This is a genomic window from Gluconobacter morbifer G707 (genome assembly GCF_000234355.1).
Classification (GTDB): Bacteria; Pseudomonadota; Alphaproteobacteria; order Acetobacterales; family Acetobacteraceae; genus Gluconobacter; species Gluconobacter morbifer.
Genome location: NZ_AGQV01000005.1, coordinates 41133 through 54435, shown reverse-complemented (window position 1 = coordinate 54435; position 13303 = coordinate 41133). Strand labels below are relative to the sequence as shown.

Genomic DNA, 13303 nt, shown 5'->3' with positions numbered 1-13303 from the left:
ATTGAAGAATGAGGACATGACCGCAATGTTCATCGAAACAGAAGATACTCCCAATCCCGCCACGCTGAAATTTCTGCCGGGGCGCGCCGTAACCGGCGATTTCCGCCCTGTCGATTTCGGGGATGCAAACTCCGCCAGCGGTCGCTCCGAACTGGCTGAAACGCTGTTTGGTCTCGAGGATGTCCGGCGCGTCTTCCTGGGTAGCGATTTCGTTTCCATCACCAAGTCCGACGGCATCAGCTGGGGTGACCTCAAGCCCGTGGTGCTTGGAACGCTGACGACGTTCTTTGAGAATGGCCGTCCTGTCCTGTCCGGGGATGCGGAAGTTCTGGATCATGACGTTGCGGCAGAGGACCGCGAGGTCGTGTCACGCATTCTCGATCTGCTGGATACGCGCGTGCGGCCGGCTGTGGCGGGAGATGGCGGCGACATTGCGTTCCGTGGCTACAAGGAAGGCGTTGTCTATCTGGCCATGCAGGGCGCCTGTTCAGGTTGTCCGTCTTCCCGTGCTACACTCAAGCACGGTGTCGAGAACATGCTCCGTCATTACGTGCCGGAAGTGGTCTCGGTCGAGCAGGTCGAGGATTGATTGGGAATTATGGACGGGCAGACTTCGTCTACAGCTGAAACGGCTTCGGGAACTTCGATACTGACCGGTCCCGTACCGGAAGCGGAGGTTCTCTTCACGCAGGCCCGGACGCCGAGAACATTCTCGTCGCGTCCGGTGGAAGACGATGTCCTGCGCCGTCTGTACGAACTGGTCAGTCTCGGCCCGACTTCAGGCAACTGTTCTCCGGGGCGGTTTGTGTTTCTGACGACGCAGGATGCCCGCGAGCGCATCCGTCCCGCCCTGTCGCCCGGCAATGTAGAGCGGGCCATGGCCGCGCCGGTGCTGGTGGTGGTCTGTCACGATCCTCTGTTTTTCGAAGCTCTGCCCCGCCTCAATCCGCAGGACGGCCTGCGTGACTGGTTCGCGGCAGATGTGGGGCTGTCCGAGGAGACAGCCTTCCGGAATGGAACGCTTGAGGGTGGATACCTGATCATTGCCGCCCGGATGCTGGGGCTTGGCGCAATGCCCATGTCCGGTTTCGATGCCTTCACCATTGAAGACACGCTGCTGGATGCCTCGGGCTGGCGGGCCAATTTTCTGGTCGGACTAGGTTATCCGGCAGAGAACGAACCCCATCCGGACCATGTGACACCGCGCGCGCCCAGGCTTGATTTTTCCGAAGCATGCATGTGTCTGTGAGAGCCGTTGTTTTCAACGGAGCCGGAGCAGGAACAGGAGCGACAAATCTCGTCGCCCTCATGCAGGACGGCGCTGTGGTGGCGCAGGAACAGCTTGCCGGGCGCGGTGCATCGGAACATTTCGCACCGCTGACGCGACGTCTGCTGAGGCAGGCGGGATGGCAGGACGCACCCGACCGGGTCGTGGCCGTGACGGGGCCGGGCTCTTTCACCGGGTTGCGGTCGTCCCTGTCTCTAGCGGCCGGACTTGCGGAAGGATGGAGTTGCCCGACCTATGGCGTGACGCTTGGAGCAGCCCTGAGGGCCACGCTGGGGCGTCCGGATGTCACCTGTGTCAGTGTGGCTCGGAGAGGGCGACTGTTCGTTGATCCGCCTGCTGGGCCTGTTGTCGCGGTCCAGACCACCGATCTGGACCCGGCAGGATGGTCGGCGGTTGCTGGAGACGGAGTGGAAGAGTATTCCTCCTGGCCCTGTGAGGCTCTGACCTGTTGCGCGCCGACGGCTGCCGGGATCTTTCAGGCGTCACTCAGGGAATGTCCAGCGCCTCTGCGACCTCTGTATGTCGACCCGCCCGAGGCGCGTCCTCCTACTGGTGGCCTTCGTTCCGCGCCGCAATGAATAAGGAACAGGGCAGTCTGCGGTTACAGGTCATGGGGCTGGAAAGCGCCAGGGTCCTGGCCGCCCTGCATGCAAGAGCTTTTGCGGGCGGCGAAGTCTGGGATGAAGCGTCTTTCGTATCCCTGCTTTCTACACCCTATACCGAGGCCGTTATTGCCCTTGATGAGGATGACCCTGTCGGATTTGTGCTTTGCAGGACTATTGCCGATGAAACAGAAATCCTCACCATTGCTGTCGATCCAGCCAGACAGGGGCGTGGAACTGGCACGTTACTTGTAAAAAGTGTTTTAGAAAAAAGCCGCGTGTTTCTTGAAGTTTCAGAGTGTAACAAAAAAGCGCGTGCCTTGTATGAAAGATGTGGGTTTGTAAAAGCTGGCTTACGCCGGGCATATTACCGTGATGGAAGTGATGCCTTGGTTCTGGTTTCTAGTGTTTGAGAACCAGCAGGCAGTAAACATCCTCCCGTCCGGAAGTAGTAGAGTTTTCAAGGATATGGTGCCCCAGTGACTGGACCGCGGAGGCTACGTTCTGCCTGGGTTCTTTGCCTTTGACAAAGATGGAAAGACGCTGCCCGGAAGTCATGGCGTCAAGTCTTGCGCGGACATAAACAGTCGTCATAGGACAAACTTTCTCAGTTACGTCTAACGAAAATGTTTCATTTTTTATCATGTCCGGATTACTTCTTTTTTATGCTTGATATTGGAATATCATTACTGTTAAAAGCGCCTCCTTTCAAGGATGAAGGACTAGTACAATGTCGCAAGAGACTTTCGACCCTGATCTGCGCCGCCTGACCGCCCAGATCGTTACGGCCTATGTGTCGAGCCATGATATCCCCGCGGACAGCCTGCCGGGTCTGATCCGTTCGGTGCATGAATCCCTTGCGAAGGTGGATGTCCCTGAAGAACTCCCGCCGGAGAAGCCGGTTCCGGCCGTCCCGCCCCGCAAGTCCGTTTTCCCGGACTACATCATTTGCCTCGAGGACGGTAAGAAGCTGAAGCTTCTGCGCCGCCATCTCAAGACGGCCTACAACATGACCCCGCAGGAATACCGCGAGCGCTGGGGCCTGCCGGCTGAATATCCGATGGTTGCACCCAACTACGCCAACCACCGCTCTTCCTTGGCGCGCAAGATCGGTCTTGGCCGCCGCCGTGAAGAAGAAGAGACTGACTGAACAGACCTGCCGTCGTCTTCCCAAACTTCATCCCAGAAGGCGGTGGTGCGTTCCGGTCCGGATAGAAAGCTCCCGATGGACAACCATGCCTTTTTTCGGCTAGGCCGCTAGATATGGTCCTGGATACGAAAACGGATAAACGGGCGCGGAATCGGAAAGAGGCCGGCTCCGCTGTTGTGGAGGATTCTCCCATCGCGCGACTGTGCGTGGAGAATGGCCTGAAAATGACCGGACAGCGACGCGTGATCGCCCAGGTCCTGTCGGAAGCCGATGACCACCCGGACGTAGAGGAACTTTATCGGCGCGCATCAGAGATCGACAGCCGGATTTCCGTTGCGACCGTCTATCGTACCGTGCGCCTTCTGGAAGAAAAAGGCATTCTGGAGCGGCGCGATTTCGGTGGCGGCCGGGCGCGCTATGAAGCCAGTGACAGCGGTCATCACTATCATCTGATTGATGTCGATACCGGGCGCGTCCTCGAATTCGAAGACGAGGAGCCGGTTTTACTGCTCCGTCAGCTGGCGGAGCGGATGGGGTTTGATCTTGTCTCCCACCGGATCGAACTGTTTGGCCACCGTCGTGCGGATGCTGATGACGGCAAGAAGATTTCCCCTGCGGTAAATGGAAAAAAGAGCGCGACATGAGTATCAATCCGGGCGAAAAAACCGCCTCCGCTCCCGTTGCGGATGGCGCATCGAAGCCCGCTCATTCGCTTGCCAGCAGTGAAACCACGCTGCGGCAGATGGAGACTCTCTCCACGCTTTCCCTGAACCGCGAAGGCGGTTTCCAGGAATTGCGGGGAGGCGCCCTGGGCGTACGGATCGCCGAGACCGCTGCCGAGCGTGATGCCGCGCAGGCCCTGCGTTACCGCGTCTTCTTCGAGGAACTGGGCGCACGCCCCGATGAACGGACCTTCCGCACCAAGCGGGATGTGGATGCGTTTGACGAGGCTGCGGATCATCTCCTCGTGATTGATCATTCCAAGGGCTCCGGTCCGGAAAGCGTGGTGGGCACCTACAGGCTGCTGCGCTCCGATGCGGCAGAGCGGGTAGGACGGTTCTACACGGCGTCGGAATATGACATTTCCGTCCTGACGGAATTTCCGGGTCGTCTGCTGGAAGTTGGGCGTTCCTGCGTTGCGAAGGAATATCGCGGGCGCACCGCCATGCAGCTCCTGTGGCGTGGCATTGCCTCCTATATCTTCCTGCATCGCATTGACGTGCTGTTCGGCTGTGGCAGCCTTCCGGGAACTGATCCGGATGCCTTGGCTGACCAGCTGACCTATATGCACCACAATCATCTTGCGCCACCCGCACTGCGTATCCGTGCCCTGCCGGAGCGATATGTGGAGATGCAGCGCACCGACCTGCATGCCCTCGACTACCGGGCCTGCCTGAACAAGCTGCCGCCTCTTCTGAAGGGGTATCTGCGGCTTGGGGGGTATGTTGGCGATGGCGCCGTGGTGGACGAGCAGTTCAATACGACGGATGTCGCAGTGCTGGTGAAAAGCGAACTGCTGGCGGACAAGTATTACCGTCACTACGAGCGTCGCCTGCGCGATGCTCTCGATACCTGACGGAAACAGGATATAGACCGGACCAGCCTGCGGTCCGGCTGCCTTTTTTTCCAAGCCAATAGTGGTCACATCCATGATTTCGACGCTCCCTGTCCGCGGCTGGCGGCTGGCCGGACTGATGCTGCTGGCAGGGGCTGTCGCGGCCCTGTCCCTGCCGCCGGTTCATGCCCTGTTTCTTCTTCCATTGGGATTGATGGTCCTGTTCCGCGTTTCGGAAGATGCCAGATCTTGGAAACAGGCAGCCTGGTGTGGGTTCCTGTTCGGAATGGGATTTCATACGACGGGACTATACTGGCTGACCAATGCCATTCTGACGCGCGTTCACGAATTCTGGTGGGTTGTCCCGTTCGCTGCGCCGGGTGTTTCGCTCATTATTGCGCCATTGGTCTGTATTCCGGCTGTCCTGTGTCGTTTGGTGCCAGCGGGTTGGCGACGTGTGCTGCTGTTCGCGGGAAGCTGGACGCTTGCAGACATGTCCCGGGTTCTCATTTTTTCCGGCTTTCCATGGAATCCTCTCGGGAGTGACCTGGAACTTCCCGGATGCATTGGCGATGCGCTGATCCAGCCTGCGTCCATTCTGGGAGTGGATGGTCTGACGCTGACGCTGGTTCTGGCCTCTCTCGCCATTTTTCAGGGGCGTCGGGCTGTGGTCGCCGTCGCAGCCATCGCGGTGTTGTGGAGTGGCTTCGGGATATGGCGGATGGAAAAGGCCAGGCCGCTGGCCGTGATCAATCCGCGCGTTGTACTGGTGCAGGGCAATGTCGAGGAAAGCGAGATCATCAACCGTTCCCAGTCGATCGAGAATTTCCGGCGATATCTGCGTCTGACCCGGGAAGGAGCGGACCGCGCTTTCGCCCAGGGAGATGACCGTCCTGTCGTTGTTGTCTGGCCTGAATCCGGTTTTCCCGGGATTCTGGATGAAGATGAACTGGCGCGACAGATGATCGGACAGGCCAGTAGTGGCGCGCCCGCCCTGATCGGTTCCGATCGCCGCTCCGGCAGGGACTGGTTCAACAGCCTCGAAGCCGTCGCTCCCGATGGCAGGATAAAAGCCATCTATGACAAGAGCAGGCTTGTCCCCTTTGGCGAATACCAACCCTGGATCATCCCCTTCAATGTGCTGCCCGGTGTGTTGACGCCGGGGCCGGGTCTGAAGACATGGGATCTGCCAGGGATAGGGCGTGTCGGGCCGATGGTCTGTTACGAGATCATTTTTTCCGGCTCCGTGGTGGCGCATGGACAGCGGCCGGACTGGCTGGTCACGATTTCCAATGACGCCTGGTATGGCAACAGCGCCGGTCCGCGCCAGCATCTCGCGACTGGTCGCATGCGGGCGGTGGAAGAAGGACTGCCGGTCGTTTTTGCCAACAATACCGGCATTTCTGCCATCTATGACGCGACAGGCCATGAAACCGCACGGCTTGGCTGGGGACGGGCGGATGTCGTGGTCAGCAACGTGCCGCCGCCCCTGTCGCCCACCGTTTTCGCCCGTTATGGCCGGGCCATTCCCATAGGACTTTCCGTTCTCTGTGTGCTGCTGTCCCTGCTTTTCCGTCCGGGAAAGTCAAAGGAGCGTATGGTATTGGTTGCTAAAGGTTAACATTGACAATTCAGGGTTGTTTTTTTACCTTTCGGTGAGTTCTCGAAAGGCAGAAAGATGTCTCAAGGCCGTCCCAGAACGGAGCCCAGAAGCCCCGCTGCGGCTGGACCGGTCGATGTCCATGTCGGCAACCGCATCCGGTTGCGTCGGACGCTGCTCGGACTGTCCCAGGAAAAACTGGGCGAAGCTCTGGGGCTGACCTTCCAGCAGGTCCAGAAATACGAACGCGGGACGAACCGCGTCGGAGCCAGTCGTCTATATGATCTGGCGCGCGTGCTGGATGTTCCGATCGGTTTTTTCTTTGATGACATGCAGGCGGCATCCGCTCCAGCAACTGCGCGCTCTTCTGCACTTTCTAGCGTTTCCCCGCCAGCAGGAAGCGGTTTTGCGGAAGCCCAGTCCGCCTTTGGCGGTCCTGCGCCCAAAGCAACTCCAACCATGCCGCGGCTCTTCGATCTGCCGCCGGATGAGGCTTCTCTTTTCAGCCGCCGCGAGACGGTAGAATTGGTCCGTGCTTATTATCGCATTCCGGATCAGGCCGTGCGCAAGAGGATGCTGGATCTGATGCGCAGTCTCGCTCCACAGGGCGAAACCATGGACTGATCATTCGCGACGCAGAATGCTGTCATTCAGGAAGGATGCCAGTTTCCCCGCCTTGAAATCAGCACGCAGACGATCTTCGTCATATTCATTCCTGACCCAGTCGAGAAACGGAATGCGCCCTTCCGCCTCAGCCCGGTAGCGTAGGAAAAACGCGTCCAGAATACCCGTACGGGAGCGATTGAAATGCCCGAAGCGCCAGTGAAGCTGGCGCAGGGCATCATCGGAAGTTCCACCCTCGAACAGCAGGACCAACCCGGCCGCGAGACCGGCCCTGTCCGCACCGGACTTGCAGTGCATCAGCATGGGGAACTGAAGGGTCTGGTACATCTCGTGGAAACGGAGAATGCGGTCCCGGTGCGGCGCGCCCCGGCTCTCGAAAGCCATGTCCAGGTGTGTCAGGTCCAGACGATGACTGGCGCGGCGTGACAGAGCGTCGGAGCCGCACTGTCTGTGTCCGCGCAGGTTGACCAGTGTTTTCAGGTTCAGGCGGCGGACCAGACTGCGTAGCCGGGCAGGTGTAGGATGGTTGCAGCGCCAGACCTTTCCGGGCACGACGGGGGACAGGTTCGTCCATCCCAGACGGAAAACGGAATGGTCTACAAAAAGACTGTCCCACCAGGCACGGCGTAAATCGGCAGGGGAGGTGATCCGGCCCTTGAACATGAGGGGTCCTGTCCTTGAAGGAAGTGTGCCGCAATGGCTGGAAATGTAAGGCTGTGTCCCATCCCAAAGAGGGATGCGTCAACCGCCGAAAAGTGATAGAGGGCACGACTATGCGCTCCCTCTCTCTTTCACTTCTTGTGCTGTCCTGTGTGGCCTTGGGTGGATGCGGTAGTTCCGCTCCCGATATGGCTGAACTTCCACCTCCCGGCGCCGGACCTGACCACGGCCATCATCGGCCCCGGCACGGAAGTGGCGTCTCCTATGCGGATGATGCGCCAGTCATGATGGCCATGCCACCGGGTGCGGAAGGTGGCGGCGCCACCAGTGATGGTGGTGGCCGGAGAGCCTCTCCGGGGAGCGTGACCTTCGGTTCAGGCGATGGCGGCGGAAACTCGGCCGACGTCACGCCACAGGCCGCTGTTCCGGATACGGAAGTGACTTACGGACAGAACAATCAGAAGAACTGATGCCTGATATCCTGCCCTGACGACGGCGCATTGTAGACGGGACGTCTTCAGCGCAAAGCCGCAGAATGACCGGCCCGAAGTCACCCGGAGGGAAACTTCTAGGCACAGGTGGCTTCCGGTCTTCAGTCGCCGAGGGCGCGTGCCTCATCCGGCAGCATGATGGGAATGCCATCCCGGATCGGGAAGGCAAGCTTCGCGCGTGGGCTGACAAGCTCCTGCGCTTCCCGGTCATAGGTCAGAGGACCTTTCGTGACCGGGCAGACCAGCAGGGACAGAAGACGGGAATCAAGTTCAGTGTTCATGATCATTCCATGCCCCGCTCAAGCAGTTCCAGCAAGACCCCGGCGCGTTCGTCGAGGGTTATGGCTTCAAGAAGGGTCTGTTTTTCATCTGCGCTGAAGGGAACCAGCATCGGCAGGACGACGAGCAGCATGTCATCGTCCATCTCCTCGATGACTGACCAGGTAGTCTTGAGCTGGCGCGCAGCCAGATAGCGTTTCAGTCCATCGAGCAGGGCCTTGCGCGTTACCGGCAGGGGGTCGTCCTCCACCATGTCGCCCGCAAAGGGAGAGGCATCGATCAGGCCCTGCCGCCAGCTCCGGTCCGTCGCTGCTTCCCGCAGTAGCCGGAAACGGCAGATTCCCAGCAGCGTGATGGAGAATGTGCCATCCGCATGTTCCGAAAAATCGCTGATCCGTCCTAGCGTCCCGATGCGGTGAAGTTCAGGCTCGGGTGAGGGATCATTTTCGTCCAGAGGCTGGATCATCCCGATCAGTCGCCGGTCCGCCAGCGCGTCTTCCACCAGGCTGACGTAGCGCGGTTCGAACACCACCAGTGGCAGGCGCCCTTCCGGCATGAGCAGGGCACCTGACAGAGGGAACAGTCCGACACGCGGTGGAATGTCCGCCAGGGTCATCTCCGTGATCGGCGGAACGCGGCGGGGGGTGTCATCCTCATCATGCAGCATGTCGGATGTGTTGGTCATAGGCTTACGAGAACAGAAGGGAGGAGAGTTTGCGCCGCGCCGACAGGGTCACCGGGTCGGTATGACCCCATGCCTCGAAGTAGCGCAGAAGCTCGGCTTTCGCGGCACCGTCATTCCAGTCGCGGTCAGCACGGATGATGCCGAGAAGGGTCTCCGCAGCGTCTTCGCGTCTGCCGGTTGCATTCAGGGCTGCTGCGAGCTTCATCTTCAGGTCGAAATCCTGTGGAGCGGCTGCCACCTGCTGGTGCAGGCCTTCCAGTTCCGCTGCCGCCGCCGCGCCTTCCCTGTGCAGGTCCAGCGCGGCGCGCGCACCCGTGATTTCCGGGTTGGAGGCCAGTTTTTCCGGGATCTGGGAAGAGGCATGTTCAGCTGCTTCCGTCTCGCCCAGGGCAATGAGTGACCGGATCAGTCCGGCCCAGGCTTCGGCGTTTTCCGCTTCAGTCTCCAGCACCTCACCATACAGGCCCGCAGCCTCGGCAGCCTGATTGTCCGTAAGGGCTTTTTTCGCGGCGGCGAGAAGATCGGTCGCGGGCATGGCGCCGCCCGCCATCTTCAGCAGCGCTTCCACGAATCGGCGGATTTCGCTTTCTTTCTGAAGCCCCTGGAATAGATCGAGCACCTGTCCCTTCCAGAACGCCACCACGACAGGAATCGACTGAAGCGGCAGTCCAAGCTGCACCAGCTGCGCGGCAAGGGCCTTGTTGGCCTCGACATCCACCTTGACGAGCTTGACGCGGCCTGCCGTGCTGCCCACGACCTTTTCGAGGACAGGCGCCAGCTGTTTGCAGGGGCCGCACCAGGGCGCCCAGAAATCGACGATGACAGGAATGGTCCGGCTGGCTTCCACGACTTCAGCCATGAAGGTGGTCTGGTCTGCGTCAATGACCGTCGCGCCCGCGGTCTTGGGCTGGCCAATCAGATGTTCATCAAAAGTGCTGCTCATGAAAGGGACCACCGGAAAGGAATGGGAAAAAGGATTCCTGAAAGATCGGTTGCATGAAGGCAACGTGCAAGTCTGGCCCTGAAATGGACGGACAGGGAAAAGCTTTTACGAAAAATTTTCTGCAAACGGTGTTCGCCCTCTTGCATGGGATGCCGCTTTCCGCCATAAGCGCGTCCACGGAATGCGGGTGTAGCTCAGGGGTAGAGCACAACCTTGCCAAGGTTGGGGTCGTGGGTTCGAATCCCATCACCCGCTCCAGATGAAAAAGGCGCCACTAGGCGCCTTTTTTCGTATCCGTACCTGCCTGGAAAATCTATCAGCGGTGCTGCATGCGGATTGTGTTTCCCCTTGCGCCGAATCGTACTTTCCGCCATAAGCGCGTCCACGGAGTGCGGGTGTAGCTCAGGGGTAGAGCACAACCTTGCCAAGGTTGGGGTCGTGGGTTCGAATCCCATCACCCGCTCCAGATGAAAAAGGCGCCATCAGGCGCCTTTTTTCGTATCCGTTGCCCATCGGCTCCCAAGGCGGCCAGACGGAATATCCCGCTGGCCCGGCATGACCTCAGAAAAACTGGATATGGCTCTTGAAGCCCAACATGGCTGCATCCCGGAGGCCACTCTGCGCGCCTGGGCGGAAATAGTACTGGAAATCCGGCGCGAAGGTGATGCCGCGCCAGACATGGATGCGATACGTGGCTTCCAGCACCTCGCCAAAAGTCTGCGGCATGAGGGATCCTGCCATGAGCGACATGCCGCGTTCGGCCTGCAGCCGCTCGGTTGCGGTCGCCCATTTTGAGACACGGACGTAGGAGAAGTTGATGCCGATCGTGTCCAGCGGACGGGAGGCCCAGAACCCGCTGTCGATCAGGCCGACTTCATATTGCTGCGCCCGGAGCTGCGTGCGTGGGCTGTTGGCATACATGCCTCCGATGATGACCAGCCCCGCATCCGGATTGCCCCTGACGTGATGGCGCAGGATCATCTGGTCTGCCAGCGCCCAGGCCGACCAAGAGTAATGAACTGTGCGGGCCCCCAGGCCTGTCAGAACATAAGGATTGCCATTCACGTCATAGTAGTTGTCCGCATGAGGCGAATTGTCGATGGCATAGCCCAGCTTGTAATGTCCGGGCAGGCGGTCCTTGCCGAAAACCGGCTCCCAGCCTGCTTCCACAGGGATGGACTCGCCCGTAATGTCAGCGCCGTTGAACTTGAAGCCGGTCCGGTACTGCACGTTTCCATACAGTCCGGCTGCAACGAAATAGACACCCGTCTGGATATATGTGCTGGTCGTCGGGCGCGTGCGGATACGGAAGGCCCAGTTGGCGTCCGGATAGGATGAGTGCGCGATATTGTCCGAGGATGCCTTGGGGTTACCGCAGAAGGCGTTGTTCTGGAACGTACAGTAGAGCGGGTTGGACGAGAAATCGTTCAGGAACGGAATTCGCCCGCCTGCCAGATCGACCCGTCCTTTGGCGATGGTTTCTTCGGCATAGGCATAGACAAGGTGAACCACGACGTTGCCACCTGCACCGTAGATTTCGGAGCTGGGGTTCAGGTTGTCTCCAAACATGCGGCTGGCAGGAATGCCATACCGTCCGACGACGAGCATATGTGTCGAGAAGCCGCGCAGACCGGCCAGCCGTTCCCAGTCAATGTCATTTTCAAGGCTGTACTGACCCGCGTTGCTGCTGCCCTGTTTCAGACCATAACCCGGAGTCGGTTTGGTAATGGCACCCGAGAATTCGTTCGTGGTGTCCATTGTGAAGGCAACGCCCCGGTCCCGCAGCCAGCTGTTCCAGCCAAAGGGATTGACCAGGATCGCTTCCGGCTGAGGCAGGGGTGGAACCCATTCCTGACCGAACTGAACCACGTTCAGCGGTGTATTGACGCGCTCGCTGGGGAGGACGGAGTTCTGATCCGGCCAGGTGGTTCCGGGTGTTGCGGGCATGGCGCCCCCACGCGCCTGAACAGTGGAGACCTGCTGAGGAGACGGCGCTGATTGCAGGACGGTCCCGGATTGCGGCGTCCCGGTGGAAAGATCCGTACCTTGGGCGACGACGCCTGAAGGCAGGAAGATGGCCGCGCAGAGGGCGACACGAAAAGAGACACGGGACAAGTCTGTGCTTCCTTGGGGAACGGGTTGAGCATCATTTCATAGGATGAAGTTTACCGCTAAAGAACAGAAAAAATCCGTACCCCCGGATGCAATTAACGCATGACGCTACTCTTTAATTGAAAAAACCCGCTCCTCTTATGAAGAGGGACGGGTTTTTATCGTATAAAGTCAGAAATCTTTTGAAAAGATCCTGCTATTATTACCAATAATTACTTGTAGGCGGCAATTGCTGCTTCGATCACCTTGCCAGCCTCGGCCTTATCGGCCCAGCCCGTGACCTTTACCCACTTGTTGGGTTCGAGGTCCTTGTAGCGCTCGAAGAAATGCGTGATCGCCTTGACGGTAATCTCCGGCAGGTCCTCGACGGACTGAACCTTGGAGAACTGCGGATGCACCTTGTCGTGCGGGACGCAGATGATCTTCTCGTCCTGTCCGCTCTCGTCTTCCATCTTGAGCATCCCGATCGGACGCGCCCGGATGACTGCACCCGGAACGACAGGCGCCGGTGTCAGAACGAGAGCATCTGCCGGGTCGCCGTCAGCGGCCAGCGTGCCGGGAATGAAGCCATAGGCGGCCGGATAGGCCATCGGCGTGAACAGGAAACGGTCCACGACAATCGCGCCGCTGTCCTTGTCCACTTCGTACTTGACCTGTGAACCCTGCGGGATCTCGATCACGACGTTGATGTCGTTCGGTACGTCCTTGCCGGGTGAAATCTTGGAAACGTCCATGATGTTCCTGTCCTGAACTCTGTTGAGACGGCGGCGATACTAGCCACGCCATCCGCGTCTGCACAGTCCGGAAGGAAGGAGGAAGTCCCGAGGCAATAAAAAACTCCCCGCACTCACATGCGGGGAGTTTGTACCATTCAGATTCGTTCAGGAATCGTCAGAGCATCGGCTGTGCGGCCTGGAGAGCGGCATGGCAAGCTGCACGACGGTCGTCCTCATTGGTGTAGGCGACGAGGTAGTACTGCTTGCCATTGCTGTTGAAATAGCCGGCCGTTCCGAGGGCATAGTCATAATTGCCAACGGTCTGCTCGGTGGCCTTGTACTTCTCGGCCAGTCCGTAAAGAACCGGGTTGCCTTCATCATAGGAGACATATTCCTCCTCGATGCAGTAGTTCATGATGCCGGCAAGGTTGGTAGGAGAAACGCTGCTGAAATCCTTGCCCGGAGTACCCTTCACGGCCGGCGGCGGCGGAACGGTCTGGGCGTCGTCCTGCGCCATGGCGGCCGTGGAGACCAGCCCGAGCCCGAGGGCGAGGCCGAGGACGGGTACGATACGACGAAACATCACGGTATCCTTTCT

18 protein-coding genes and 2 tRNA genes are annotated in these 13303 nt (G+C 59.3%); 12 read left to right on the top strand and 8 right to left on the bottom strand.

All coding sequences use genetic code 11. The features are described from left to right. Positions 1-25 precede the first annotated feature (25 nt). Genes GMO_RS07795 through rimI form a run of 4 tightly spaced genes read left to right on the top strand, consistent with a single transcriptional unit; the run spans position 26 to position 2303 of the window. Positions 26-589, top strand: a complete 564-nt coding sequence (locus tag GMO_RS07795) for a NifU family protein (RefSeq protein ID WP_040508687.1) — start codon at positions 26-28, stop codon at positions 587-589. A gap of 9 nt (positions 590-598) precedes the next feature. After that, entirely contained in the window at positions 599-1249 is a 651-nt protein-coding gene (locus GMO_RS07790; protein WP_008851801.1) for a malonic semialdehyde reductase, read from the top strand. Further along, positions 1234-1866: a tRNA (adenosine(37)-N6)-threonylcarbamoyltransferase complex dimerization subunit type 1 TsaB gene (gene tsaB / locus GMO_RS07785; protein ID WP_040508685.1), complete on the top strand. Its 633-nt coding sequence runs from the start codon at positions 1234-1236 to the stop codon at positions 1864-1866. The genes GMO_RS07790 and tsaB overlap by 16 nt, the downstream gene beginning before the upstream one ends. Before the next feature lie 32 nt (positions 1867-1898). Beyond that, the gene (gene rimI, locus GMO_RS07780) at positions 1899-2303 is read left to right on the top strand and encodes a ribosomal protein S18-alanine N-acetyltransferase (RefSeq protein WP_040508682.1); all 405 of its coding nucleotides are present in this window, start codon (positions 1899-1901) and stop codon (positions 2301-2303) included. Here rimI and GMO_RS07775 read toward each other — a convergent pair. Further along, positions 2293-2535, bottom strand: coding sequence for a sulfurtransferase TusA family protein (locus GMO_RS07775; protein ID WP_040508680.1), 243 nt, complete (start codon positions 2533-2535; stop codon positions 2293-2295). The genes rimI and GMO_RS07775 overlap by 11 nt on opposite strands. A gap of 85 nt (positions 2536-2620) precedes the next feature. Here GMO_RS07775 and GMO_RS07770 point away from each other — a divergent pair, with 85 nt between their 5' ends. From GMO_RS07770 to GMO_RS07750, 5 genes are all read left to right on the top strand, one after another. Further along, entirely contained in the window at positions 2621-3040 is a 420-nt protein-coding gene (locus GMO_RS07770; protein WP_008851797.1) for a MucR family transcriptional regulator, read from the top strand. 113 nt (positions 3041-3153) lie between these two features. Beyond that, a complete protein-coding gene (locus GMO_RS07765; RefSeq protein ID WP_008851796.1) occupies positions 3154-3684 on the top strand; it encodes a Fur family transcriptional regulator in 531 nt (176 codons plus the stop codon). 98 nt (positions 3685-3782) lie between these two features. Continuing rightward, positions 3783-4616 (top strand): GNAT family N-acetyltransferase, encoded by an 834-nt coding sequence (locus GMO_RS07760; protein ID WP_040508781.1) that lies wholly within the window; start codon positions 3783-3785, stop codon positions 4614-4616. 73 nt (positions 4617-4689) lie between these two features. Further along, on the top strand, positions 4690-6216 hold the full coding sequence (gene lnt / locus GMO_RS07755; protein WP_175282600.1) for an apolipoprotein N-acyltransferase: 1527 nt from the start codon (positions 4690-4692) through the stop codon (positions 6214-6216). Positions 6217-6273: 57 nt separating this feature from the next. Then, positions 6274-6819: a helix-turn-helix domain-containing protein gene (locus GMO_RS07750; RefSeq protein WP_008851793.1), complete on the top strand. Its 546-nt coding sequence runs from the start codon at positions 6274-6276 to the stop codon at positions 6817-6819. Here GMO_RS07750 and GMO_RS07745 read toward each other — a convergent pair whose 3' ends face one another. Further along, positions 6820-7482, bottom strand: a complete 663-nt coding sequence (locus tag GMO_RS07745) for a tyrosine-protein phosphatase (protein WP_008851792.1) — start codon at positions 7480-7482, stop codon at positions 6820-6822. Between the two features lie 53 nt (positions 7483-7535). Between GMO_RS07745 and GMO_RS07740 the strand changes: the two genes are divergently transcribed. Beyond that, positions 7536-7949: a hypothetical protein gene (locus GMO_RS07740; protein ID WP_245528460.1), complete on the top strand. Its 414-nt coding sequence runs from the start codon at positions 7536-7538 to the stop codon at positions 7947-7949. Positions 7950-8071: 122 nt separating this feature from the next. On the opposite strand, the gene GMO_RS07735 is transcribed toward GMO_RS07740, so the two are convergent. The 3 genes from GMO_RS07735 to GMO_RS07725 are packed head-to-tail and all read right to left on the bottom strand — an operon-like array spanning position 8072 to position 9877. Then, positions 8072-8257 (bottom strand): Trm112 family protein, encoded by a 186-nt coding sequence (locus GMO_RS07735; protein WP_008851789.1) that lies wholly within the window; start codon positions 8255-8257, stop codon positions 8072-8074. Beyond that, complete coding sequence (locus tag GMO_RS07730; RefSeq protein WP_008851788.1) at positions 8254-8934, bottom strand: LON peptidase substrate-binding domain-containing protein; 681 nt, start codon at positions 8932-8934, stop codon at positions 8254-8256. Before GMO_RS07730 ends, GMO_RS07735 begins: the two co-directional genes overlap by 4 nt. 4 nt (positions 8935-8938) lie before the next feature. After that, complete coding sequence (locus GMO_RS07725; protein WP_040508779.1) at positions 8939-9877, bottom strand: tetratricopeptide repeat protein; 939 nt, start codon at positions 9875-9877, stop codon at positions 8939-8941. A gap of 183 nt (positions 9878-10060) precedes the next feature. On the opposite strand from GMO_RS07725, the gene GMO_RS07720 reads away from it, so the two are divergent. Further along, positions 10061-10135, top strand: a tRNA-Gly gene (locus GMO_RS07720). 133 nt (positions 10136-10268) lie between these two features. Beyond that, positions 10269-10343: transfer RNA gene (locus GMO_RS07715), tRNA-Gly, on the top strand. A 95-nt stretch (positions 10344-10438) separates the two neighbouring features. On the opposite strand, the gene GMO_RS07710 is transcribed toward GMO_RS07715, so the two are convergent. The 3 genes from GMO_RS07710 to GMO_RS07700 form a co-directional block, all read right to left on the bottom strand. Then, on the bottom strand, positions 10439-11992 hold the full coding sequence (locus tag GMO_RS07710) for a carbohydrate porin (RefSeq protein ID WP_008851785.1): 1554 nt from the start codon (positions 11990-11992) through the stop codon (positions 10439-10441). A gap of 209 nt (positions 11993-12201) precedes the next feature. After that, positions 12202-12723 carry an inorganic diphosphatase gene (gene ppa, locus GMO_RS07705; RefSeq protein ID WP_008851784.1) on the bottom strand — a complete coding sequence of 174 codons (522 nt, stop codon included), beginning with the start codon at positions 12721-12723 and terminating at the stop codon, positions 12202-12204. Positions 12724-12880: 157 nt separating this feature from the next. Further along, on the bottom strand, positions 12881-13288 hold the full coding sequence (locus GMO_RS07700) for an alcohol dehydrogenase (protein WP_008851783.1): 408 nt from the start codon (positions 13286-13288) through the stop codon (positions 12881-12883). Positions 13289-13303 lie beyond the last annotated feature (15 nt).

Coding starts and splice junctions, on each gene's coding strand:
- GMO_RS07795 (WP_040508687.1), top strand. CDS start 26: ATGTTCATCGAAACAGAAGATACTCCCAATCCCGCCACGCTGAAATTT.
- GMO_RS07790 (WP_008851801.1), top strand. CDS start 599: ATGGACGGGCAGACTTCGTCTACAGCTGAAACGGCTTCGGGAACTTCG.
- tsaB (WP_040508685.1), top strand. CDS start 1,234: ATGCATGTGTCTGTGAGAGCCGTTGTTTTCAACGGAGCCGGAGCAGGA.
- rimI (WP_040508682.1), top strand. CDS start 1,899: ATGGGGCTGGAAAGCGCCAGGGTCCTGGCCGCCCTGCATGCAAGAGCT.
- GMO_RS07775 (WP_040508680.1), bottom strand. CDS start 2,535: ATGATAAAAAATGAAACATTTTCGTTAGACGTAACTGAGAAAGTTTGT.
- GMO_RS07770 (WP_008851797.1), top strand. CDS start 2,621: ATGTCGCAAGAGACTTTCGACCCTGATCTGCGCCGCCTGACCGCCCAG.
- GMO_RS07765 (WP_008851796.1), top strand. CDS start 3,154: ATGGTCCTGGATACGAAAACGGATAAACGGGCGCGGAATCGGAAAGAG.
- GMO_RS07760 (WP_040508781.1), top strand. CDS start 3,783: ATGGAGACTCTCTCCACGCTTTCCCTGAACCGCGAAGGCGGTTTCCAG.
- lnt (WP_175282600.1), top strand. CDS start 4,690: ATGATTTCGACGCTCCCTGTCCGCGGCTGGCGGCTGGCCGGACTGATG.
- GMO_RS07750 (WP_008851793.1), top strand. CDS start 6,274: ATGTCTCAAGGCCGTCCCAGAACGGAGCCCAGAAGCCCCGCTGCGGCT.
- GMO_RS07745 (WP_008851792.1), bottom strand. CDS start 7,482: ATGTTCAAGGGCCGGATCACCTCCCCTGCCGATTTACGCCGTGCCTGG.
- GMO_RS07735 (WP_008851789.1), bottom strand. CDS start 8,257: ATGATCATGAACACTGAACTTGATTCCCGTCTTCTGTCCCTGCTGGTC.
- GMO_RS07730 (WP_008851788.1), bottom strand. CDS start 8,934: ATGACCAACACATCCGACATGCTGCATGATGAGGATGACACCCCCCGC.
- GMO_RS07725 (WP_040508779.1), bottom strand. CDS start 9,877: ATGAGCAGCACTTTTGATGAACATCTGATTGGCCAGCCCAAGACCGCG.
- ppa (WP_008851784.1), bottom strand. CDS start 12,723: ATGGACGTTTCCAAGATTTCACCCGGCAAGGACGTACCGAACGACATC.
- GMO_RS07700 (WP_008851783.1), bottom strand. CDS start 13,288: ATGTTTCGTCGTATCGTACCCGTCCTCGGCCTCGCCCTCGGGCTCGGG.